Below are 22,264 nucleotides of genomic sequence, written 5' to 3' on the forward strand. Positions count from 1 at the left end.
AGGTGTGAGGGTGGGTCAAGAGGTGGTCCGGAAAACGTCCGGAAACGAAGCGGCTACGGCCGGAGAGTCGCGGGCAGCACGCCTTTGAGTGAGCTCGTCACGGCGAGCGCCTCGGCGGCCAGGAGATCGCGCGGCGTGAGTATGCGTTCGCGCATCAGCCCGCGGTCGAGCTGCCACGACCGCTCGACACCCGGCAGGCACCCCGACGCCAATGGCGGCGTCCACCAGACGCCGTCGATCCGGGCGGCGAGATTCGCGATTGTGGTCTCGGTGACGTGCCCGAGTTCGTTGACCAGCACGACGTCGTCGGCCCCGGGATGGCGGTGTCGTCTGCGGTCGTATCGCTCACGCAACGTCGACTTGTGTCCGAGGAGGACGTCCCGGGAGTCGACGGGCTCGTCGTCGAGCACGAGAGACACCGACGCGGGTGCGACCGGCGGCCCGAAGACGTCGACGTCCACCCCGCCGTCGCGGTGCAGGCGCACGCGGACCCGGGCCGGACCGACGCCCGACAGCCGCTGCGCGAGGTGGCGCCGGACGTCACGTTCCCCGAACTCGTACCCGAGCACGGCCGCCGAACGGGCCAGACGTCGCAGGTGACGGTCCACGTGCCGCAAGCCGGTCCGCGGATCGTGATACATCGTCTCCATCAGCTGGGCACCAGCTTCGACAAGCTGCGCTTCAGCAGGGCCGATCGTCGCGAGACCGGCGGCGGACACGGAGGTGTTCACTGTGCGGAGACTCGATTCGACGCGTGACTGAAGCTGGCGGGACCACGATATACGAGCGCGCGGAGCACGGATACCGCGTCCACAGTGGCGGCCACGTCGTGCACCCGGAGGACGGCTGCCCCGTTCTGTGCGGCGATCAGGGCAGCGGCCACCGATGCGGCCTGACGGTGCTCGACGCCGCGACCGGTGATCGTGCCCAGCATGCCCTTCCGGGACAGTCCGGCCATCACGGGAACACCGAGGTCGGTGATCTGCCGTAGCTCGGCCAACAGCGCGAGGTTGTGGGCGAGGGTCTTGCCGAAGCCGAAACCCGGGTCCACCATGATGTGCTCGAGCGGAATTCCCGCGCCCCGGCAGGCGCCGACACGGTCGACGAGGAACCGGCGCACCTCGGATACGACGTCGCCGTACTCCGGCGACGTCTGCATCGTTTCGGGCTCGCCCCGCATGTGCATCAGGCACACGGGCACGTCCAGGCCGGCCGCGGTCCGCAGTGCCCCCGGAAGCCGGAGGGCACGAACGTCGTTGATCATCGCCGCGCCGGCGGCGACCGCCTCGCGCATGACGTCCGGTCTCGAGGTGTCGACCGAGATCGGGACCGACGTCGACATCGCGAGGGCTGCGACTACCGGCACCACGCGCTCGATCTCCTCCGCGACGGACGGCGGGCGGGACCCGGGGCGGGTCGACTCGCCGCCGACGTCGAGGAGGTCGGCACCCTCCGCTACCAGGGACAGGGCGTGTTCGACCGCGGCGGCGGCGTCGAGGTATCGGCCGCCGTCGGAGAACGAATCCGGGGTCACGTTGACGATGCCGCAGACCAGGGGAATGTCGCGTGCGAGAGCCTCGAGCAGTCGGCCGGGGCCGGTGGCGGTGAGCGTCGGGAACGGAACCATTCGGGCGCATCTCCTTCCAGAAGGGGAATCGGTCCGGTGGACGACGCCGTGCCGTCCACCGGACCGACGCTGTCGCTTACACCGGGTCGACGCCGAACTCCTCGGCGGCGTCGATCAACCACTCCGCGAGGTACCGGGCGAACGACGACCGCACGAGAATCCGGTAGTCGGCCCCCTCGTCGTCGAGCGCGATCAGGATCACGCCCGCGAGGCCGAGCATGGTCTGCGCTGCAGTGCCGCGGCCGTACACCCTCGGATGCAGATCCAGTGAGCACCCCTTCTCGAGGACGTCGCGGGCATGAGTGCCGCGCAGCCGCAGGGTGGTTCGCTGTCCGGAGACGTCGATCGCGGCGCCGCCGTGGGGTGTCACCGCCGCCCGCAGGTCAGACTCGAGAGCAGGTGCCGACTGTGATCGCGTGGTGATCAGCCACTCCTCGGGACCGAGCCAGACGGCGGTGGTGGCGTCGGTTCCGGCGGACGTCGACGCCGCGGTGGGGAGGTCGAACCCGAGGACCGTTGCGGCGGCCGTGGCTCCCGGTCCGGCCGGGTCGACCCACAGGTCGACCATCGCGACAAAAGGTTCCTCGGCGATGCTCACCGACTCGGGGAGTTCGGAGAATTTCTGGTCCCAGCCGTGCAGGGGGCTGAGTGGGACGAGGGTGTCAGCCATCGCGACGTGCTCCTTCGGGATCGACGAGGACGGAACTGGTGACCTCGACGGCGACCAGGTTTCCGTCCACCGGGACGTGCAGGGTGTCGCCGAGCCGGGCCCGGCCGCCCTTGACGAGGGCGAGCCCGAACGGGCGGCCGAGTTCGGCGCTGAGATAGCTCGACGTGACGTGCCCGAGCATCGGCACCGGCGGGGGCGGCAGGATGCCGCCTTGCGCCTCTTCGATGATCTGCGCGCCCTCGGGCAGCACGGTCTGCTTGTCGAGGGGCAGCAGTCCGACGAACTGTTTGCGCAGCGGGTTCTGGTTCTCCGCCCGGGTGAAGGAGCGCTTCCCGATGAAGTCGCGCTTCTTCTTCGACACGGCCCAGCTCATCCCGAGGTCCTGCGGGGTGACCGTCCCGTCGGTGTCCTGACCGATGATCGGGTACCCCTTTTCGGCGCGCAGGACGTGCATGGTCTCGGTGCCGTACGGGGTGATGTCGAACTTCTCGCCCGCGGCGATCAGGCGCGCCCAGACCGCGGGTGCGTGCCAGCCGTCGACGTTGACCTCGAACGCGAGTTCACCGGAGAAGCTGATCCGCGCGACCCGTACGTGGACGCCGCCGAGGGAGGTGTCGCGCCACGCCATGAACGGGAACGCGTCGTTGGTGACGTCGAGGTCGGGGAAGACCTCACCGATCACGTCGCGGGAGCGCGGTCCGACGACGGGGAACGTGGCCCACTGTTCGGTGACCGAGGTGAGCCGCACCTTCAGGTGGGGCCACTCCGTCTGCAGCCATTCCTCCATCCAGTCGAGGATCTTCGCGGCGCCGCCGGTGGTCGTGAAGACCTGGAACCGGTCGTCGTCCAGGCGCATCACGGTGCCGTCGTCGATGACCATGCCGTCGACCCCGCACATGACGCCGTAGCGGACCATGCCGACCTTCAGGGTGCTCATCATGTTCGTGTAGACCATGTCGAGCAGCACCCCGGCGTCGGGGCCCTGGACGTCGATCTTGCCGAGGGTGGAGCCGTCGAGGATGCCGATGCTGCGGCGCACGGCGGCGCATTCGCGCAGCACCGCGGCGTCCATGTCCTCCCCGGGGAGGGGGTAGAAGCGGGGACGCTTCCACTGGCCGACGTCCTCGAACACCGCGCCGCGGCCGACGTGCCAATCGTGCAGTGCCGTCACCCGTTCGGGATCGAAGAGGGCGCCGCGGCTGCGGCCGGCGAGGGCGGCGAATGCGACCGGGGTGTACGGCGGCCGGAACGTGGTGGTGCCCAGCGTCTCGATCGGCCTGCCGAGCAGTTCGGCCGTGATACCGGAGGAGATCACCCCGGACGTCTTGCCCTGATCGTGCGCGGTGCCGATGGTCGTGTAGCGCTTGATGTGCTCCATCGACGTCATGCCTGCGCCGACCGCGCGGGCCAGGTCGGCGACCGTCGCGTCGCGCTGCACGTCGACGAACTGGGTGTCCTCACCGGCGACGTCCCGCACCCGCCAGAGCACCAGCGGGGTGGACTGTTCGATCGCGGGTGCAGGTTCCGGGTCGATCGTGCGATCGGGAACGGTGAAGCCGAGGTCGCGCATGATCGACTGGCCGGCGGTCTGCCCGTCGCGCAGGCACCCGTCCAGGTCGAACACACCGTTCGCGGACCCGGCGACGGAGACTCCGTCGAGGTCCTCGCCGGGCACGAAGGCGCCGAGGCTCTCGTCGTAGCGGAGCTTGCCGCGGGCCTGGGAGAACAGGTGCACGGCCGGGTTCCAGCCGCCGCTGACGAGCAGGACGTCGCAGGCGAGGGGAACTGCGGTACCGGTGTTTTCGCGCTGGGCGACGACGGCGTGACTGATCCGGCCGTTGCCGCGGGTGCCGGACACCACCGACCCGGTGCGGATGGTGATGCCGCGCGCGTCGCATTCACGCTGCCAGCGGGCGGGTGCCTCGTCGCGGGCCTCGACGATCGCGTTGATCCGGACCCCGGCGTCGTGTAGGTCGATCGCGGCCTCGTACGCGCTGTCGTTGGTGGTGAACACGACGGCCTGCTCACCGACCTTGACACCGTAGCGGTGCAGGAAGGTGCGGGCACCGTGCGCGAGCATGATGCCCGGGCGGTCGTTGTCGGTGAAGACGACGGGACGCTCGTGCGCGCCGGCGGCGACGAGGATGTGCCGGGCGCGGATACGCCAGACGCGCTGGCGGCTCAGCGCCGCGGGGGCCTCGACACCGAGATGGTCGGTGCGCCGCTGCAGCGCGAGGACGAAGCCGTCGTCGTAGTTGCCGAACGCGGTGGTGCGCTGCAGGTGCAGCACATCCGGGTAGGTGGCGAGTTCGGCGACCGCGGCCGCGACCCAGTCGAGGGCGGGTGCGCCGTCGATGAGGTCCGTGGACCCGAGGAGGTCGCCGCCGGCTTCGCTCTGCTCGTCGACGAGCACCACCCGGGCGCCCGCCCGGGCCGCCGTGAGCGCGGCGGCGAGACCGGCCGGTCCGGCGCCGGCGACGAGGAGGTCGGTGTGGACGTGCTTGGCGTCGTACTTCGCCGAATCGGCGATCTCGGCGAGCCGACCCTGACCGGGGATGCCGCGGGCGACGAGGCCGTCGAACAACTCGATGGTGGTGGCGAGCAGCATCGGCTCGGGGAAGGGCTCCTCGATCTGCACGAGACCGCCGGTGTCCTCCGCCCACGCCGCGGTGATGCCGCGGGGCCGGCCGAGTTTGATGCTGGTGGTGATCTGGTGGACGCCGTTCGCGAGCAGGGCCGAACCGAGCGTGTCACCGGGGTGACCGGTCAGTTCCCGGCCGTCGAACGTGAAGGTGTAGGAGGTGTCGCGGTCGAGGCGACCGCCCTGGCGGGTGCGGAAGGGTGCGTTCACGATATCGTCGGCTTCTGCTCGTCCAAGCGGTAGACGCTGTGGAATCGGTAGGTGGCGGTGTCGCGTACGGCGTTGAACCAGCGCCGGCAGCCGGCGCTGTGGTTCCACCGTTCCGCGAAAAGACCTTTCGGGTTCGCGCGGAAGAACACGAAGTGCGCCCACTGCTCGTCGGTCAGGGATTCGGGATCTTCCGGATACAGGACGTGGGCTTCGCCGCCGTAGTGGAACTCGGTTTCCTCACGGGACCCGCACCACGGGCATTCGATGAGTTGCATTGTGGCTCCTGAATTTCAGTGCGCGACGGGGGATCAGTGAGCGACGGCCGCGGCGCCGTGCTCGTCGACGAGAGCGCCGGTGACGAACCGGTCGAGGCTGAACGGCGCGATGAACTCGTGCGGTTCGTCGTTCGCGATGGTGTCCGCCAGACACCAACCCAACCCCGGGGTGGCCTTGAATCCGCCGGTGCCCCAACCGCAGTTGAGATACACGTTGTCGTACGGAGTGCGTCCCACGATGGGGGAGGCGTCGGGACACACGTCGACGATGCCGCCCCAGGTGCGCAGCAGATGCGCGCGGGCGAACACCGGGAACAACTCCACCGCGGCCGCCATCTGACGTTCGATGATGTGGAACGCGCCGCGCTGGCCGTACCCGTTGTAGGAATCGACACCGGCGCCCATCACCAATTCGCCCTTGTGCGCCTGCGAGACGTACACGTGGATGGCGTTGGACATCACGATGGTCGGGTGCACGGGCTCGAGCAGCTCGGAGACCAGCGCCTGCAGCGGATGGGACTGCACGGGGGTGCGGATGCCGAGCATATCGGTGAGCGTCGAGGTGTGCCCGGCCGCACACAGCGCGACCTGACCGGTCGCGATGTCACCGCGGGTGGTGCGCACCCCGGTCACCTTGTTGCCGTCGGTGACGAAACCGGTGACCTCACAGTTCTGGATGATGTCGATGCCCGCCTCGTCGGCGCGGCGCGCGAAACCCCAGGCCACGTAGTCGTGTTTGGCGATGCCGGCCCGCGGCTGATACGTCGCGCCGAGGACGGGGTAGCGGATGTCGCTCGAGATGTTCACCAGCGGGCACAGCTTCTTGACCTCGTCGGGTCCGACCCACTCGGCGTCGATTCCGTTGAGCTTGTTCGCCTCCACCCGGCGGACGCTGTCACGGACGTCCTGCAGGCTGTGCGCGAGATTGAGGACGCCGCGCTGGCTGAACAGGATCGGGTAGTCGAGGTCGTCCTCGAGGCCCTCCCACAGCTTGAGGGCGTGCTCGTAGATCTTGGCGCTCTCGTCCCACAGGTAGTTCGACCGGATCAGCGTGGTGTTGCGGGCCATGTTGCCGCCCGCGAGCCACCCCTTCTCCAGGACCGCGACGTTGGTGATGCCGTGATTCTTGGCCAGGTAGTGCGCGGTCGCGAGGCCGTGTCCGCCGCCGCCGACGATGACGACGTCGTACGACTTCTTCGGTTCCGGGTTACGCCACAGGAAGTCGGGGTGGTCGGGCAGGTGGGCGCCGGGCGGCTGGGTGGCACTCATCAGTTCGCCTCCGTGAGGTCGGGGTAGAGCGGGAAGCGCAGCGCGAGGGCATCGACGCGGGCGCGGAGTTCGTCGAGTCCGGCCTCGTCGGTGGCCGGTCGCAGCGCGTAGCTGATGATGTCGGCGACCTCGGTGAACGCATCCAGGTCGAAACCGCGGGTGGCGAGCGCGGGGGTGCCGATCCGCACCCCCGAGCTGACCATCGGCGGACGCGGGTCGAACGGGACGGCGTTGCGGTTCACCGTGATTCCCACCCGGTGCAACCGGTCTTCGGCCTGCTTGCCGTCGAGTTCGGACTCGCGCAGATCCACCAGCACCAGATGCACGTCGGTGCCGCCGGACACGACGTTGATGCCCGCCTGCCGGGAGTCGTCCTCGAGGAGGCGGTCGGCGAGGATCTTCGCGCCGGCGAGCGTGCGTTCCTGGCGCTCCCGGAACTCGGGCTCGGCGGCGAGCTTGAACGAGACGGCCTTGCCGGCGATCACGTGCTCGAGCGGGCCGCCCTGCTGTCCGGGGAACACCGAGGAGTTGAACTTCTTCGCCAGTGCCTCGTCGTTGGTGAGGATGACGCCGCCGCGGGGACCGCCGAGGGTCTTGTGCGTCGTCGACGTGACCACGTGGGCGTGCGGGACGGGGGAGGGGTGCAGTCCGGCGGCGACGAGTCCGGCGAAGTGCGCCATGTCGACCATGAGGTACGCGCCGACCTCGTCGGCGATGCGACGGAACGCGGCGAAGTCGAGTTGGCGTGTGTAGGCGGACCAGCCGGCCAGGATCAGCTTCGGGCGATGCTCACGCGCGAGACGCTCGACCTCGTCCATGTCGACGAGATGGTCGTCCTCGCGGACGTGGTACGCGGCGACGTCGTAGAGCTTGCCGGAGAAGTTCAGCTTCATCCCGTGCGTGAGGTGACCGCCGTGCGCGAGGTCCAGGCCGAGGATGCCGTCGCCGGGCTTCAGCAGTGCCGACATCGCGGCGGCGTTGGCCTGCGCTCCCGAATGCGGTTGCACGTTGGCGAATGTCGCACCGAACAGTGCGGTGAGGCGGTCGATGGCGAGCTGCTCGATGACGTCGACGTGCTCGCAACCGCCGTAGTAGCGGCGGCCGGGGTAACCCTCGGCGTACTTGTTCGTCAGTACCGACCCTTGCGCCTGCATCACCGCGAGCGGGGCGAAGTTCTCGCTGGCAATCATTTCCAGGGTGCCCTGCTGTCGCTCGAGCTCGGCCGCGATCGCCTGGTGCACGGCGGGGTCGAGATCGGCGAGCGAATGCGTCAGCGTCGGGTTCGCTGCTGCCACCTCGGTGAGGTGTGCGGTGTCCACGGTCATGGTTCGCCTTTCTGGAAGGTCAGTTGACATCGAACTGATATATCAACTGGAAAGTAGAGTAAGGTCAGTGACGGACAAAGGTCAATAGCTCCGGAAAATCAGGGAGACGGAACATGAGCCTGGCGCATTCATCGGTCGCGGACACGGCATCGAACGGCGGCACCAACGCCGACCGCGCGTACGAGATCGTCCGCGAACGCCTGGTCATGCTGGACATCCGGCCCGGCGAGCCGATCAACGACGACCGTCTCTCCGAAGAACTCGGATTCGGCCGGACACCGGTGCGGGAAGCGCTCAAACGCCTCGAGCGGGAACGTCTCGTCGTCGCCTACCCGCGTCGTGGCACATTCGCCACCGCCGTCGACATGACCGATCTCGCCGACATCTCCGAGATCCGCAAGCAACTCGAACCGACCGCGGCGGCCCGGGCGGCCCGGACCGCGTCCCCGGACGCGCGAGCCCGGCTGACCGCGCTCGCCGACGAGATCGCCGAGATAGACGACAGCGAATACCCGCGCGAAGTCCTGCGCAAGGACGTGCGCGTCCACCGCGAGATCTACCGAGCATCCGGGAACCCTCACCTCGAGGACATCCTCGTCAGCCTCGACGCACACGCCACCCGCATCTGGTGCCTCTTCCTCGACCGGCTGCCCGACGTCGCCAGCCACGTCCGCGAGCACGTCGCCCTGCTCCGGGCCATCGTCGACGGCGACGAGAACACCGCCTCGTCCCTCACCCTCGCCCACGTCGCCGGTTTCGAGAAGGCCATCCGCGACCTGCTGTAGGCCTCCGGCCCGTGCGCCTTTCTGGTAGCGGGAGCTACCAAAAAGGCGCACGGGCGCGAAGCGCCTCAGCTGAACACAACCGTCCGGTGACCGTGCAGCAGGACGCGGTTCTCGCAGTGCCAGCGCACGGCCCGCGACAGCGCGAGGGCCTCGGCGTCCTGCCCGACCGTGGCGAGTCGCGTCGGGTCGAAGGAGTGGTCGATGCGGATGACTTCCTGCTCGATGATGGGCCCCTCGTCCAGATCAGGGGTCACGTAGTGGGCGGTGGCCCCGACCTGCTTGACGCCGCGATCGAACGCCTGGTGGTAGGGCTTGGCGCCCTTGAAACCGGGCAGGAACGAGTGGTGGATGTTGATGGCCCGTCCGCGTAGCGCGCGGCACGCGTCGTCGGACAGCACCTGCATGTACCGGGCGAGAACCACGAGATCCGCGTCGAATTCCTCGACGAGTTCGAGCAGCCGGGCTTCGGCCTGCGGCTTGGTGGCCGGCGTGACCGGGACGTGGACGAACGGCAGCCCGGCGGCCTCGGCCATGGGGCGCAGCACCTCGTGATTGGAGACGACGGCGACGAGTTCGGCGCCGAGGTTGCCTGCTCGCCAGCGGAAGATGAGGTCGTTGAGGCAGTGACCCATCTTGGAGACCATCACGATCACCCGGGGCAGGTCGGTGCCGTTGAAGTTGAACGTCATGCCGAATTTCGCGGCGACGCTTCCGAATTCCGCCGTGAGGCGTTCGATGTCGACATCTTCCGCGGACACGAACGACGTGCGGAGGAAGAACGCGTCGCTCCGGGTGTCGTCGAACTGCTGATGCTCGGCGATATCGCAGTTCTGCTCGAAGAGAAAGGAGCTGACTGCGTGAACGATCCCGGGACGCTGAGCGCAGCTGAGCGTCAGGGTGAAGGTCTGGGTCATGTGGGTCTCCTCGATGCCGGACTGGTTACGGTGTCACTAATTGAGGTGTCAGTCCGAGCGAACTGATATATCAGAATGGGCCATGCTATTTCAGGCTGGACGAGCGGGTCAAGGGGTGGAGACGGAGTCAGACGCTGCTGCGGAACCCGGCGAGCACGGACTCCGATCGAGTCTGGGCGTACTGCGTCCCGGCGGCGTCGACCGTGTGATTGAGCAGCAACGCGGTGGTCACCGGTCCCACCCCTCCGGGGACCGGGGTCAGCGCGCCCGCCCGACCGTCGACGGCCACGGCGTCGACGTCACCGAGCAGTTGGCCGTCCGCGGTCGCCGTGGTCCCGACATCGATGACGACGGCGCCGTCGGCGACGTGGTCGGCCGTGATCAGTCCGGGAATGCCGACCGCGACGACGAGGATGTCGGCGTCACGGGTGCCGGCGGCCAGGTCGGTGGTGTGCCGGTGGCAGACGGTCACCGTCGCGTTGCGCTGCACGAGCAGATGCGCGACGGGACTTCCGACGACAGTCGATCTGCCGACCACCGCGGCCGTCCTGCCGTGCGGGGAGATCCCGTGGTGATCGAGGAGGGCGATCACGGCCTGTGCGGTGGCGGGCGCGAACGCCGGCTGACGCGCGACGAGTCGGCCGAGGCTGACCGGGTTGGCGCCGTCGACGTCCTTGGCGGGGTTGATCGCCTCCCGGAGGGCATCGAGGTCGGTTCCGTCCGGCAGGGGTGTCTGCAGGATGATGCCGTGGACGTCCGGGTCGTGGCCGAGTTCGACGAGCGTGCTGCGGATCTGTTCGGTCGATGCCGCGGCGCCGAGATCGACGATGTCGCACAGGATTCCGGTGCGTTTCGCGGCTGACGCGATGGACCGCACGTACCAGGCGGTCGATTCGTCGTCGGTGGCCTGCACGACCGCCAGCTTGGGTCGGACCCCGATTTCGGCGAGTGCTGCGGCGGCGACGGACGCGTCGTTGCGGATGGAGGTGGCGAGTTCGGCGCCACCGAGGCTTCTGGTCATGAACTCAGCTGCTTTCGTACTCGTGTCGTGACTGCGTCGGCACGCTCGACGATCGCGTCGACGCCGGACAGGCACTCGGTGAGGGCCCGGCGGGTGTCCAGATCGGTGATACCCGGCAGGTTCACCTCGATGTTGACCCGGGCGGTGGTGGCGGCTGCGCGGGCGGCCTCGGCGGCGGCCGCGACGTCGCTGACGACGGTGCGGTTCGCTACCGGCAGCAGGACGTCGGCGAGTGCGACGACGTCGCCCGCCGCGACCACCACCTCGGCGGGGACCGCGGCGGCGCCGGCGAGGGCGGTCGCGATCGCCGACGTGCGGGCGGCCGGTTCGTCGTCCGTGTCCTGGGGGAGCCGGTAGGCGTCGATGACGGCCGTGAATGCCGCCATGTCGTCGTCGGCGAACTGCAGTGCCTTCTCGCGGAACGCATCCGCGGACGCGCAGATGCGTTCGACGAGCATCCCGTGGTCGGCGTACCTCTTGCCGGTGGTGTAGCGGGCGACCATCGCGACCAGCGCGGCTGCCTGGCCGAGGTGGAGGGCGCCGGTCGCGCCGCCGCCGGGCGCGGGAGTTCGATCGGCGAGCGAGTCCAGGAACCCGGCGATCGTGTCGTCTCGGAGGGTCATGACCGGATCTTCTTCATCTCGGGGTCGACGAGCGGCTCGGCCACAACCGTTGCCGGGATGCGGCGTCCGAAGTACTCGATCTCCACCGGGGTGTCGACGGTCGCGTTCGCGGGAAGCCAGGCGTAGGCGATCGGCGCCCCCACCGTGTGACCGAACGCGGCGCTCGTGACGTACCCGGCGGGCTGTCCGTCGACGAACACCGGCTCGTGGCCGAGGACCACCGACGTGCGGTCGTCGATCATGAGGCACGCCAGGCGCCGCTCCACCGTCTCGTCGGAGACGCCGTCGAGCGCGTCACGCCCACGGAAGTCGCCCTTCTGCAGTCGGACCGCGAACCCGAGACCGGCCTCGTAGGGATTGTGCTCGGTGGTCATGTCGCTGCCCCACGAGCGGTAGCCCTTCTCCATCCGCAGGCTGTTGAACGCGGCGCGGCCGGCGGCGATGACGTCGTACTTCTGCCCTTCCGCCCACAGCAGATCCCACAGGCGCAAACCGTTGTCGGCGGACGTGTACAGTTCCCAGCCGAGTTCGCCGACGTACGACAGACGCATCGCCGTGACGGGAACACCGCCGATGCGGACCTGCTTCGCGCGGAAGTACTTGAAGTTCTCGTTCGTGAAGTCGTCGGAGCTCAACGCCTGCACCAGGTCCCGGGCGCGCGGGCCCCACAACCCGATCCCGCACGTGCCGCCGGTGATGTCCCGGATCTGCACACTGCCGTCGTCCGGAGATTGGCGGCGGAAGTAGTCGAGGTCGAGGTTGCCGTTGGCGCCGACCTGGAAGACGGTGTCGGACAGTCGCGTGACGGTGAGGTCGCTGCGGACGCCGCCGGACTCGTCGAGCGCGAGCGTGTAGGTGACGGACCCGACGGACTTGTCCATCTTGCCGGTCGTCAGCCGGTCGAGCAGGGCCAGCGCGCCGGGGCCGCTGATCTCGAGGCGCTTCAGCGGTGTCATGTCGTACATCGCCACCGAGGTTCGGGTCTTCCAGGCCTCGGCCGCGGCGATGGGGGAGTGGAACATCGCTGCCCACGGTTCGCGGGCCGGCGGCTGCCATTCGGCCGGAAGGTCCTGTACCAGATGGGCGTTGGACTCGAACCAGTGCGGGCGTTCCCAGCCGGAGCTTTCCAGGAACACTGCGCCGAGTTCCTTCTGGCGCGTGTGGAAGGGGCTGACCCGCAGGTCGCGGGGAGACTCCTTGGGCTGCAGTGGGTGCAGCACGTCGTAGATCTCGACGAAGTTCTGCTGCGACGTCTCGCTGACGTAGTCGGGTGCGAGCTGGATCTCCTCGAAGCGGTGCACGTCGCAGCCGTGCAGTTCGACCTCGGAGCGGCCGTCGACGAGCAGTTGCGCGACGGCCCGGCCTACACCGGCAGAGTGTGTCACCCACACCGCCTCGGCGATCCAGAACCCGGCGACGTCCGGGGACTCGCCGATGAGCGGTCCGCCGTCCGGGGTGAACGAGAAGACGCCGTTGAAACCGGCGTCCAGTTTCGCGGATTCGAGGCACGGCAGCAGCAACTTGCTCTGCTCCCACGACGGCGCGAAGTCCTCCTCGGTGAACGGCAGCATCGACGGCATGTCGGACGCGGACACGTCGTCGCTCTCGTCGAGGTCACGCAGGTTCACCGGCATCGGACGGTGGGCGTACGTGCCGATGCCGAGGCGGTCGACGTGCTCACGGAAGTACAGATCCTGGTCCTGGTGACGCAGGATCGGGAAGCCCGCCTCGGCGAGTTCGGTGTTCCGTCCGACGAGTTCGGGAATCTGCTCGGTCTTCGCGTACTGGTGTGCCAGGGGCAGCAGCGGGACGTCCATACCCACCATCGCGCCGATGTCGGGACCCCAGAAACCCGCGCAGGACACCACGATGTCGGCGGGGATCACCCCGTCCGCGGTGGCGACGCCGGTCACCTTGCCGCCGCTCTGTTCGATGCCGATCACCTTCGTCGAACCCTGGAACACGGCACCGCGGGCTTCGGCGCGCCGGGCCAGCGCGACGACGACTCGGGACGCCTTCGCGAGGCCGTCCGTCTCCACGTACAGCCCGCCGAGTACCCGCTTCTCGTCCAGCAGCGGGTGCAGTTTCGCGCACTCGGCCGGGTCGAGGACGGCGCCCTCGATGCCCCAGGACGTGGCCCAGCCCTGTTTGCGGTGCAGATCGGCGAGACGCTCGGGGGTGGTGGCCACCTCGAGTCCGCCGAGTTGGTTGAAGCACCATTCGCCGTCCACGTCGAGCCCGACGAATTTCTCGACCGTGTACCGGGCGAACTCGGTCATCGTCTTGGACGCATTCGTCTGGAACACCAGGCCCGGTGCGTGCGACGTGGAGCCTCCGGTGAGCGGCACCGGTCCCTGATCGAGAACCGTGATCCGATCCCAGCCGCGAGCGGTGAGCTCGTCAGCCAGATTCGCGCCGACGATGCCGGCTCCGATGATCACTACGCGCGGTGACCCCATGATGGTCCTCCTGGTTGGGTGGGTGCCTGTGTGTGGCGAAGTAGCGGGAGATTCGGTGTTCGGTGTGGGCTCGAACGGCGCCGGAAAGAACTGTGAATTGCGAAACGGATCGGACTGATCCGAACCGAAATCGACAACTGATATATCAACACATTAGGTCTGGACGAGTAAGGGGGTCAACCCCGAATTGCGGGTAATTCCACGACGATTGGTCGATGAAATGGCCGCAATTCCGCGATCCGAAGTGGAAATGCGCACCGACCCCGACTGTGATGACGTGGAACCGGGTGTGGATGGAGGTAACCGTCGCACGGTGATGTCGCCTATCCTGAAGTCGAGATGACTGAATTGGACGATAACTCGAATGGGGATCGGAGCCGGCCGTCCGGCGCTGTGCAGTCAGTGGACCGCGCTCTGGCGGTACTCGAAATCCTGGCGAGGCTCGGTACCGCCGGTGTCACCGAAATCGCCGACGAGTTGGGTGTCCACAAGTCGACCGCATCGCGCCTCGTCGCCGTTCTGGATTCGCGAGGGTACGTCGCGCAATTGAAGAGCCGGGGAAAATTCCAACTCGGCAATTCCATCGTCCGGCTGGCCCGCACCGCGTCGCCGGACGGCGATCTGGTGCGGCAGAGTCAGGAATTGTGCGCCGAACTGGCGGAAACTGTCGGTGAGAGCGTCAATGTGTCGATACTCGACGGAAATCGATCGGTGAGCATCGTCAAAGCGGACGGTCCGTCCGGCGTCGGTACCAATACCTGGGTGGGTCAAAGCAGCCCGGCGCATGCGACGGCGAGTGGAAAATTGTTGCTGACGGAATTGTCCGACAGCGAACTCGCGGAGCGCGTGGGAGAAACTCCGATTGCTCTCACGGAGAAAACTCTCACCGATGTGCCTGCGCTCGTGGAATCGCTGAAAACCATTCGCGAGCGGGGCTGGGCGGAGTCCGAGGAGGAACTCGAACTCGGGCTGAACGCGGTGTCCGTCCCGATCCGCGACTACACGTCGAAAATGATTGCTGCTCTGAGTGTGTCCGGCCCCGCCTACCGACTGCTGCCGGAACGGTTCGAGGACGTCGCCCGCGCCGCACTCGACACGTCCCAGCAGATCAGCAGCCGATTGGGCTATGCCGTCACGTAGCGCCGGCATCAGGCCCGCGACCTGGCGAGTTGCTTCTTGTACCGGGTGAACAGCCGGGGACTGTTCATCGCGAAGACGCCCACGGTGTCGCCGTTCCGGTCGTAGGTGGCCACGAACGTGCCGGTTCCGGGATCGCCGTCGACGAACCGGACCTCGTCGGTGCTGTGTCTCGTCCCGGCGAACTGCAGCATCTTGCCGTACTGGTGGGACCAGAAGTACGGGATCGCGGCGGGTCCGGACGGTGTGGCCATGATCGTGTCGGCGACGGTGGCGGCCTGTGCGACGGCGTTGCTCCAGTGCTCGCTTCTGTGGTGCACCTGGTGGGCGTCGTCGAAAGTCCGTGCGCAGTCGCCGATCGCGTACACGCCGGGCACGTTCGTGCTGCACGACGAGTCGGTGAGGAAACCGTCGTCGATCATCAGTTCCGAATCGCGTGCCCATTCGACGTTGGGGACGGCCCCGATTCCGACCACCACGGCGTCCGCGGGGAGGATCGTTCCGTCGCTCAGCTGGACGGCTTCGACCGCATCGTCACCGAGCAGTGCGGCGACGACTGCCCCGGTGAGGAGCCGGACGCCGTGCGCTGCGTGCTGTCCTGCGCAGATCGCCCCGAGTTCGATGCCGAGCGGGCCGGCGAGAGGCGTGGGCGAGGCCTCGACGACGGTGACGTTCAGGCTCATGCGGGCCGCGGTGGAGGCCACCTCGGCGCCGATGAACCCTGCTCCCACGATCACGAGGTTCTGCGCACGTGACAGCGAATCCCGCAGTGCGCGTGCGTCGTCGACCGATCTGAGGGTGTGCACGCCGGCGAGGCCGGAGTGTCCGGGCAGGGTCCGGGCGCGCGCGCCCGTCGCGACGACGACGGCATCGGCGTCGAAGTGGGATCCGTCGTCGAACGTGACCCGGTGGATCCCTTCGGGGGCATGGACCAGACCGGTGGCAGTTCTGTTCATGCGCCATTCGACGTCGAGGGTGTCGTCGTCGCTGTTCATCAACAGCAGATCCTCGTCGGTCAGGTCGCCGGTGAGGAATTCCTTGGACAGGGGCGGCCGGTCGTAGGGCAGGGACTGCTCGCTGCCGGCCACGACGAGGCGGCCGGTGTATCCCTTCTCGCGCAGTGCGCGCACCGCCGACAGTCCGGCGAGGGAAGCGCCCAGTACCACAATGGAATTCGGGACAGTGTTCATCGGGCGTCGCCCTTCTGGTCGAGATGAAGCAGCACGGTGCCGTCGACGATCGACACGTCGTGTGTGCGGACTGCGATCTTGGCCGGCGGGCCCGAGGGCACTCCGGTGCGGAGGTCGAAGCACGCTTCGTGGAGCGGGCACTCGACGGTGCAGCCTTCGACCCAGCCGTCGGCGAGGGAGGCGTCCTGATGGGTGCAGGTGTCGTCGATGGCATACAGACCGTCGGAGGTGTGGAAGACGGAGATGGGAGCCATGCCCGGCGGGGTCACCGTCACGACTTCGCCCACGGGCAGTGTCACGAGTTCGCAGACGGGGAACGCCATGGCGCCGGGGTGGGTCACAACTGGGGAATCGTTATCGAGAATCACTCGATACCTCCGAAACGTCGGGGAGGAAGGACAAGTTGTGGAGCGGTTGTTGCGCTATGCGCGACGACTTGCAAGCTGTGCAACACAATGCTCTCCGGTGCTGCCCCACGGTGTCAAGCATTCGCGTGTAAAAACTGCGTTCCCGAAGTCGGTGGGCATAACCTCGGGGCATGAGTGAATCCGAGGCAACGGCGCCCGCGGCCCAGGGAACGGAAGGAAAGGCGAAGACAGTGCACGCCGTGGAACGTGCCATCGACGTGCTCGAGATAGTCGCGGCAGAAGGCCGTGTCGGCGCCTCGGAGATCGCCGTGCGTCTCGGCGTGCACAAATCGACCGTGTCACGCCTGATCGCGTCGCTGCAGCAACGCGGATTCGTGGAGGAAGCAGGTGTCCGCGGCAAGTATCAGCTCGGATTCGCGGTAGTGCGATTGGCCGAGGCCACGGTCGCGCAGAGCGGGCTCGTCGAGGTTGCGCAGCCGGAGTGCGACCGCCTGGCCGACGCCTTCGGGGAGACGGTCAACCTCGCCGTGCTGGACGGTCCGGCGACCCTCAACGTGCTCGAGGCCCGCAGCGATCGCCACGTCGCGCTGCGTACGTGGGTGGGTCAGGTGACCCCGGCGCACGCGACCGCGACCGGCAAGGTCCTAGTCTCGGAATTGACGTCCGGCCAGCTCCGGAGCCGGTTGGGGCCGCAGTTGAGCCCGCTCACTCCCAACACGATCACCGACTTCCGGGCGTTCGACGTCGAACTCGAGCACGTGCGGTCGCGCGGGTGGGCGTCCACGGCCGAGGAACTCGAAGCGGGGCTCAATTCCATCGCCGTGCCGGTGCGGAGCCAGGTCACCAACCGGATCGTCGCGTCGATCTGTGTGTCCGGGCCGGAGTACCGGCTTGCTCCTGAGCGGTTCGAGGCCGTGGCGCTCGAACTCGCCGACGCGGTCGCGCGGATCGAAGCGCAGCAATCCGTCGGCGCGGGTGACTGAACGCCCGGAAGTGCTTCTCCCTCAAGGCGGGACGAACGGATAGTCCCGTTTGTCCGGGTTCCGGCCGTCCGCGGTTAACGCGGTGTTTCGGTCGTGTCGCGTCCGCGAAAGAAGTGTCGAATGTGATGTTTGACACGTCCGCGGGCCACAGTCTAAGTTGTGTAAATCGCATAGCGTTGCTGATGACGCAACAATGCTGACGCCGCGATGACTCGGCGGGAACAGCTGTCCGCTGTTCGGACGGTCGCCGCGGATCGGGCACGCATGTCGTCACTCTCGGCAACGGCGCCCCTTGCGATCTGTGCCCCCTACGCACACAGACATCAGGTCACAGCTCGACCGACACGCATCTTTCCCGGCAACGAAAGAAACGGTGACATCTATGTCCGCTCCGGACGTTCAAGCCCCCGCTCCCGCCTCCACGCCCGCACCGGCACTGATCCCCACCCTCGGTGGCCGGTACTACACCGACGCCGACATCTTCACGGACGAACAGGAGAACCTGTTCGAGGCGATGTGGTTCTGCGCCGTCCGCGCCGCCGATCTCGCCGACCCCGGAGCCTTCCGGAAGATCACGGTGGGCCGGGAGAGCGTGCTCCTCGTCCGCGGCCGCGACGGGGAACTGCGCGCCTTCCTCAACATCTGCCGGCACCGCGGCGCCATGCTGTGTACCGAGGACGAAGGGCAGATCCGCAGAAACCTGCAGTGCCCCTACCACGCGTGGACGTACGGACTCGACGGCAAACTGGTCGCCGCCCCCAACATGGCCGCGCTGCGGGACGAGACCGGAGCCGACATCGACCGGGTGCGGTACGGACTGGTGCCGGTCGCGCTTCGCGAATGGCTCGGCTACGCATGGGTGTGCCTGGCCGACGAACCGCCGTCGTTCGAGGACGAGGTCGTCGGCGCCGTCACCGAACGACTCGGTGATCCGGCCGCCATCGACCGGTACCAGATCGGAACCCTGGAACTCGGCCGCCGGATCGTCTACGACGTCGCGGCCAACTGGAAGCTGATCATCGAGAACTTCATGGAGTGTTACCACTGCGCGACCATCCACCCCGAGCTCACCGAGGTACTTCCCGAGTTCGCGGACGGCCTTGCCGCACAGTACTTCGTGGGGCACGGTGCCGCCTTCGGTGACGACGTCGAGGGATTCACCATCGACGGAACCGGCGGATTCGAGTCGTTGTCCGGCATCAGTCCCGACCAGGACCGCAAGTACTACGCCATCACGATCCGGCCGCAGGTCTTCGTCAACCTCGTGCCCGACCACGTCATCTTCCACCGCATGTACCCCGTGTCCGCGGATCGCACCATCGTCGAATGCGACTGGCTGTACTCCCCGGAGGTCACCGCGTCGGGTCGCGACGTCTCCCGTTCGGTGGAGCTGTTCCACCGGGTCAACCAGCAGGACTTCGACGCCTGTGAGCGGACCCAGCCCACGATGGCGTCGAAGGCGTACCGGAACGGGGGTGTGCTGGTGCCCGCGGAACACCACATCGGCGAATTCCACGACTGGCTACTCGAAAGACTGAGCGGGGATCCCCGATGACCTACGCCGGCGAGCAACCGAGGGTGACCGACTCTCCCAGGGTGAACGGTGTCGATTCGCAACCCCGACACCAGGCGCAGGAGCAGCAGGCGGCGGCGCCGTCCGACGGCGAGGGGCGGCGGAGCGTCGACAAGGTGGTGTTCGGCACGGCCGCGGCGCTCGGTGTCGGACTCATCCTCTGGGGACTGCTGGCACCGGAGAACCTCTCGGTCGTGTCGACCGCGGCGCTGGACTGGCTGGTGGCCGACCTCGGTTGGCTGTTCATCGCCGCGTCGTCGGCGTTCGTCGTCTTCTCACTCTTCCTCGCGTTCTCCCGGTACGGCCGGATTCCGCTCGGCCGCGACGGCGAGAAACCGGAGTTCCGCACGGTGAGCTGGATCGCGATGATGTTCAGCGCCGGCATGGGAATCGGATTGATGTTCTACGGCGTCGCCGAACCGCTCGCCCATCTGGTGAGCCCGCCGCCGGGAACGGACGGCTCCGTCGGGTCGGCGATGGCCACGACGATGTTCCACTGGGGTCTGCATCCGTGGGCGATCTACGCGGTCGTCGGGTTGTCGATTGCGTACGGCTCCTACCGGCGTGGCCGCAAGCAGCTCATCAGTGCCGCGTTCTTCCCTCTCCTCGGTCGCCGCTCGGAGGGCGCCGTGGGGAAGGTCATCGACATCCTCGCGATCATCGCGACGATGTTCGGCACAGCCGCGTCGCTCGGACTCGGCGCACTGCAGATCGGTTCCGGTCTCGAGATCATCGGCTGGATGGGCCACGTCGGCACGTTCGCGCTCGTTGCCCTCGTCGGGCTCTTGACGTTCGCGTTCGTCGGTTCGGCGGTGTCGGGAGTCGCGCGGGGCATCCACTGGCTGTCCAACATCAACATGGTGCTTGCGGTGATTCTCGCGCTGTTCGTGTTCGTGCTCGGTCCCACCGTCCTCATCCTCAATCTGCTCCCCACCGCGATCGCGGACTACGCGGCGCAACTTGCCACCATGTCGGGACGGACGGCCGCGAGTTCCGGCGACGACACGGCGTCCTGGCTGTCGTCGTGGACGATCTTCTACTGGGCGTGGTGGGTGTCGTGGACTCCGTTCGTCGGAATGTTCCTCGCCCGGATCAGCCGCGGCCGCACCATCCGGCAGTTCGTGATCGGCGTGATCGTCATTCCCACCTCGGTCAGCCTCGTGTGGTTCGCGGTGTTCGGCGGCGCAGGCATCGGACAGCAGCAGGACGGAGTCGACCTGGCGGCGCGTTCGTCGACCGAAGGCCAGTTGTTCGGGATGCTCGACCATCTGCCGTTGACGGGGTTCGCCACCGTGCTGGTCATGGTGCTGGTCGCGATCTTCTTCGTATCCGGCGCGGACGCCGCGTCCCTGGTGATGGGCACCCTGTCGCAGCGGGGTGCACGAGAACCGAGCACGTGGGTCGTCATCTTCTGGGGAACCCTCACCGGGGGCACCGCGGCACTCATCCTCTGGACCGGCGGCTCGGACGCCCTGCAGGGTCTGCAGACGATGACGATCATCGCGGCCGCGCCGTTCCTCCTGGTGATGATCGGATTGTGCTTCTCGCTGTACCGGGACCTCTCCCGTGATCCGCTCATCGTCGGTTCATCGAAAAAGTATGCACACGAGAGGGTTTCGGACACAGTATGAAGATGACGGCACTATCCGCGGATCAGGGCGTCCAGAGGTTGTTCGGGAAGGTGAATTTCATCGCGGGGGAGTGGGTCGCGGCGACGTCGGGCCGCACCCGCGACTGCATCGACCCGGCGACCGGGAACGTGATCGCCACGGTCGACGAGGCGTCGCCCGAAGACGCCGGGCGAGCCGTGCACGCTGCCCGGGCGGCCTTCGACGCCGGGGACTGGCCTCAGACGGCGGTCGCCGCGCGGTCGTCGCTCCTGTCGCGTATCGCGGATCTGCTCGAGCGCGACAAGGAGGAATTGGCGCGTATCGAGACGCTGGACACCGGTAAGACGTTGGTGGAAAGCCGAATCGACATCGACGACGTCGTGTCGGTATTCCGGTACTACGCCCGGCTGGCCCTCGTCTCCAGCGACCGGGTGGTCGACGTGGGTGACCCCGCTGTCGTCTCCCGGGTCGTCCGCGAACCGATCGGGGTGTGCGTCCTCATCGCGCCGTGGAACTACCCGCTGCTCCAGATCTCCTGGAAGGTGGCACCCGCGCTGGCCGCCGGCTGCACGATGGTGCTCAAGCCCAGTGAAGTCACGCCACTGAGCACGATCGCGTTCGCCCGGCTGATCGAGGAGGCAGGTGTGCCCGCCGGTGTCGTCAACCTGGTGCAGGGGAGCGGCGCCGACCTCGGACCCGCGCTGACCGACACCGGTGACGTCGACTTCATCTCGTTCACCGGTGGACTCGCGACCGGCACCACCATCCTGGAGACGGCCGCGAAGCACGTCACGAAGGTCGCCGTGGAACTCGGCGGGAAGAACCCGCACATCGTGTTCGCGGACGCCGAGTGGGAGTCGTCGGTCGACCAGGTGCTCACCGGCGTCTTCCTGCATTCGGGGCAGGTGTGCTCGGCGGGGACGCGGCTGATCGTGGAGGAGTCGATCGCCGACGACTTCGTCGCCGCCCTCGTCTCGCGCGCCGAGGCCATCCGCGTCGGCCCGGGGCTCGATCCCGGCACCGAGACCGGACCGCTCGTGTCGACGGCACAGCGCGACAAGATCGAAGCCTATGTGGCACTGGGTATCTCCGAAGGGGCGGTGCTCCGGACGGGTGGCTCCCGGCCCGCCGATCCCGCGCTCGACGGCGGTAGCTACTACCTGCCCACCATCTTCGACCACTGCGACCGGTCCATGCGCATCGTGCAGGAGGAAACGTTCGGGCCCATTCTCACGGTCGAGAGGTTCACCACCGAGGAGGACGCGGTCCGGCTCGGCAACGACACCGAGTACGGCCTCGCCGCCGGAGTCCGGACGTCGGACGCTGCCCGCGGCGAACGGGTGGTGCGCCGCCTGCGCCACGGGACCGTGTGGCTCAACGACTTCGGCTACTACACCGCGGCGGCGGAATGGGGCGGATTCAAGAAGTCCGGCAACGGGCGCGAACTCGGACCGGCCGGGCTCTCCGAATACCAGGAAGTCAAACACATCTGGAACAACACGACCTCGCCTCTCGCGGGTTGGTTCACCGCGACCTGACGTGCTCCCGGCAGGGGCGCGCGAGCAGGCCTACTCACCTTCTCAG

Annotated in this window: 19 protein-coding genes; 6 read left to right on the forward strand and 13 right to left on the reverse strand. The window is 67.7% G+C overall.

The genetic code is table 11. The features are described 5' to 3' along the window. Positions 1-53: 53 nt before the first annotated feature. The 7 genes from QM693_RS14230 to glyA form a co-directional block, all read right to left on the reverse strand. Positions 54-731: an aminotransferase class IV gene (locus QM693_RS14230; RefSeq protein ID WP_283352643.1), complete on the reverse strand. Its 678-nt coding sequence runs from the start codon at positions 729-731 to the stop codon at positions 54-56. Continuing rightward, positions 728-1,627, reverse strand: coding sequence for a dihydropteroate synthase (gene folP, locus QM693_RS14235; RefSeq protein WP_283352644.1), 900 nt, complete (start codon positions 1,625-1,627; stop codon positions 728-730). The genes QM693_RS14230 and folP overlap by 4 nt, the downstream gene beginning before the upstream one ends. A 76-nt stretch (positions 1,628-1,703) precedes the next feature. After that, positions 1,704-2,297, reverse strand: coding sequence for a sarcosine oxidase subunit gamma (locus tag QM693_RS14240; RefSeq protein WP_283352645.1), 594 nt, complete (start codon positions 2,295-2,297; stop codon positions 1,704-1,706). Further along, positions 2,290-5,148, reverse strand: coding sequence for a 2Fe-2S iron-sulfur cluster-binding protein (locus QM693_RS14245; RefSeq protein ID WP_283352646.1), 2,859 nt, complete (start codon positions 5,146-5,148; stop codon positions 2,290-2,292). Before QM693_RS14245 ends, QM693_RS14240 begins: the two co-directional genes overlap by 8 nt. Continuing rightward, a complete protein-coding gene (locus QM693_RS14250) occupies positions 5,145-5,423 on the reverse strand; it encodes a sarcosine oxidase subunit delta (RefSeq protein WP_005253973.1) in 279 nt (92 codons plus the stop codon). The genes QM693_RS14245 and QM693_RS14250 overlap by 4 nt, the downstream gene beginning before the upstream one ends. A gap of 33 nt (positions 5,424-5,456) precedes the next feature. After that, positions 5,457-6,692: a sarcosine oxidase subunit beta family protein gene (locus QM693_RS14255; RefSeq protein WP_007300401.1), complete on the reverse strand. Its 1,236-nt coding sequence runs from the start codon at positions 6,690-6,692 to the stop codon at positions 5,457-5,459. Next, complete coding sequence (gene glyA, locus QM693_RS14260; protein ID WP_061044373.1) at positions 6,692-8,017, reverse strand: serine hydroxymethyltransferase; 1,326 nt, start codon at positions 8,015-8,017, stop codon at positions 6,692-6,694. The genes QM693_RS14255 and glyA overlap by 1 nt, the downstream gene beginning before the upstream one ends. A gap of 113 nt (positions 8,018-8,130) precedes the next feature. Between glyA and QM693_RS14265 the strand changes: the two genes are divergently transcribed. Beyond that, positions 8,131-8,802, forward strand: coding sequence for a GntR family transcriptional regulator (locus QM693_RS14265; protein ID WP_283352647.1), 672 nt, complete (start codon positions 8,131-8,133; stop codon positions 8,800-8,802). A gap of 65 nt (positions 8,803-8,867) precedes the next feature. Here the strand turns inward: QM693_RS14265 and purU are convergent, their stop codons facing one another. From purU to QM693_RS14285, 4 genes are all read right to left on the reverse strand, one after another. Then, on the reverse strand, positions 8,868-9,716 hold the full coding sequence (gene purU, locus QM693_RS14270) for a formyltetrahydrofolate deformylase (protein WP_280782102.1): 849 nt from the start codon (positions 9,714-9,716) through the stop codon (positions 8,868-8,870). A gap of 127 nt (positions 9,717-9,843) precedes the next feature. Beyond that, positions 9,844-10,737: a bifunctional 5,10-methylenetetrahydrofolate dehydrogenase/5,10-methenyltetrahydrofolate cyclohydrolase gene (locus QM693_RS14275; protein WP_283352648.1), complete on the reverse strand. Its 894-nt coding sequence runs from the start codon at positions 10,735-10,737 to the stop codon at positions 9,844-9,846. Continuing rightward, positions 10,734-11,360: a cyclodeaminase/cyclohydrolase family protein gene (locus tag QM693_RS14280; RefSeq protein WP_283352649.1), complete on the reverse strand. Its 627-nt coding sequence runs from the start codon at positions 11,358-11,360 to the stop codon at positions 10,734-10,736. The genes QM693_RS14275 and QM693_RS14280 overlap by 4 nt, the downstream gene beginning before the upstream one ends. Further along, positions 11,357-13,819, reverse strand: coding sequence for a GcvT family protein (locus tag QM693_RS14285; protein WP_283352650.1), 2,463 nt, complete (start codon positions 13,817-13,819; stop codon positions 11,357-11,359). The genes QM693_RS14280 and QM693_RS14285 overlap by 4 nt, the downstream gene beginning before the upstream one ends. Before the next feature lie 339 nt (positions 13,820-14,158). Between QM693_RS14285 and QM693_RS14290 the strand changes: the two genes are divergently transcribed. Further along, entirely contained in the window at positions 14,159-14,959 is an 801-nt protein-coding gene (locus QM693_RS14290) for an IclR family transcriptional regulator (protein WP_280782098.1), read from the forward strand. An 8-nt stretch (positions 14,960-14,967) separates the two neighbouring features. Here the strand turns inward: QM693_RS14290 and QM693_RS14295 are convergent, their stop codons facing one another. Beyond that, complete coding sequence (locus QM693_RS14295; protein WP_283352651.1) at positions 14,968-16,146, reverse strand: NAD(P)/FAD-dependent oxidoreductase; 1,179 nt, start codon at positions 16,144-16,146, stop codon at positions 14,968-14,970. Beyond that, entirely contained in the window at positions 16,143-16,487 is a 345-nt protein-coding gene (locus QM693_RS14300; RefSeq protein ID WP_280782096.1) for a bifunctional 3-phenylpropionate/cinnamic acid dioxygenase ferredoxin subunit, read from the reverse strand. Before QM693_RS14300 ends, QM693_RS14295 begins: the two co-directional genes overlap by 4 nt. Positions 16,488-16,684: 197 nt before the next feature. On the opposite strand from QM693_RS14300, the gene QM693_RS14305 reads away from it, so the two are divergent. From QM693_RS14305 to QM693_RS14320, 4 genes are all read left to right on the forward strand, one after another. After that, positions 16,685-17,497 (forward strand): IclR family transcriptional regulator, encoded by an 813-nt coding sequence (locus tag QM693_RS14305; RefSeq protein WP_283352652.1) that lies wholly within the window; start codon positions 16,685-16,687, stop codon positions 17,495-17,497. Between the two features lie 382 nt (positions 17,498-17,879). Further along, positions 17,880-19,052: an aromatic ring-hydroxylating oxygenase subunit alpha gene (locus tag QM693_RS14310; protein WP_283331167.1), complete on the forward strand. Its 1,173-nt coding sequence runs from the start codon at positions 17,880-17,882 to the stop codon at positions 19,050-19,052. Continuing rightward, positions 19,049-20,701 carry a BCCT family transporter gene (locus QM693_RS14315; protein WP_280782093.1) on the forward strand — a complete coding sequence of 551 codons (1,653 nt, stop codon included), beginning with the start codon at positions 19,049-19,051 and terminating at the stop codon, positions 20,699-20,701. Before QM693_RS14310 ends, QM693_RS14315 begins: the two co-directional genes overlap by 4 nt. Beyond that, on the forward strand, positions 20,698-22,218 hold the full coding sequence (locus tag QM693_RS14320) for an aldehyde dehydrogenase family protein (protein WP_283352653.1): 1,521 nt from the start codon (positions 20,698-20,700) through the stop codon (positions 22,216-22,218). The genes QM693_RS14315 and QM693_RS14320 overlap by 4 nt, the downstream gene beginning before the upstream one ends. Positions 22,219-22,264: the final 46 nt, after the last annotated feature.

Origin of the sequence: Rhodococcus sp. IEGM 1305, from assembly GCF_030058635.1 — a bacterium.
Lineage (GTDB): Bacteria > Actinomycetota > Actinomycetes > Mycobacteriales > Mycobacteriaceae > Rhodococcus_F > Rhodococcus_F opacus_D.

Excerpts from the sequence above, each read along its gene's own strand:
- QM693_RS14275 (WP_283352648.1), bottom strand. The coding sequence starts at position 10,737 with ATGACCAGAAGCCTCGGTGGCGCCGAACTCGCCACCTCCATCCGCAAC.
- QM693_RS14240 (WP_283352645.1), bottom strand. The coding sequence starts at position 2,297 with ATGGCTGACACCCTCGTCCCACTCAGCCCCCTGCACGGCTGGGACCAG.
- QM693_RS14320 (WP_283352653.1), top strand. The coding sequence starts at position 20,698 with ATGAAGATGACGGCACTATCCGCGGATCAGGGCGTCCAGAGGTTGTTC.
- QM693_RS14310 (WP_283331167.1), top strand. The coding sequence starts at position 17,880 with ATGTCCGCTCCGGACGTTCAAGCCCCCGCTCCCGCCTCCACGCCCGCA.
- folP (WP_283352644.1), bottom strand. The coding sequence starts at position 1,627 with ATGGTTCCGTTCCCGACGCTCACCGCCACCGGCCCCGGCCGACTGCTC.
- QM693_RS14280 (WP_283352649.1), bottom strand. The coding sequence starts at position 11,360 with ATGACCCTCCGAGACGACACGATCGCCGGGTTCCTGGACTCGCTCGCC.
- QM693_RS14265 (WP_283352647.1), top strand. The coding sequence starts at position 8,131 with ATGAGCCTGGCGCATTCATCGGTCGCGGACACGGCATCGAACGGCGGC.
- glyA (WP_061044373.1), bottom strand. The coding sequence starts at position 8,017 with ATGACCGTGGACACCGCACACCTCACCGAGGTGGCAGCAGCGAACCCG.
- purU (WP_280782102.1), bottom strand. The coding sequence starts at position 9,716 with ATGACCCAGACCTTCACCCTGACGCTCAGCTGCGCTCAGCGTCCCGGG.
- QM693_RS14295 (WP_283352651.1), bottom strand. The coding sequence starts at position 16,146 with ATGAACACTGTCCCGAATTCCATTGTGGTACTGGGCGCTTCCCTCGCC.
- QM693_RS14290 (WP_280782098.1), top strand. The coding sequence starts at position 14,159 with ATGACTGAATTGGACGATAACTCGAATGGGGATCGGAGCCGGCCGTCC.
- QM693_RS14315 (WP_280782093.1), top strand. The coding sequence starts at position 19,049 with ATGACCTACGCCGGCGAGCAACCGAGGGTGACCGACTCTCCCAGGGTG.
- QM693_RS14255 (WP_007300401.1), bottom strand. The coding sequence starts at position 6,692 with ATGAGTGCCACCCAGCCGCCCGGCGCCCACCTGCCCGACCACCCCGAC.
- QM693_RS14285 (WP_283352650.1), bottom strand. The coding sequence starts at position 13,819 with ATGGGGTCACCGCGCGTAGTGATCATCGGAGCCGGCATCGTCGGCGCG.
- QM693_RS14305 (WP_283352652.1), top strand. The coding sequence starts at position 16,685 with ATGAGTGAATCCGAGGCAACGGCGCCCGCGGCCCAGGGAACGGAAGGA.
- QM693_RS14250 (WP_005253973.1), bottom strand. The coding sequence starts at position 5,423 with ATGCAACTCATCGAATGCCCGTGGTGCGGGTCCCGTGAGGAAACCGAG.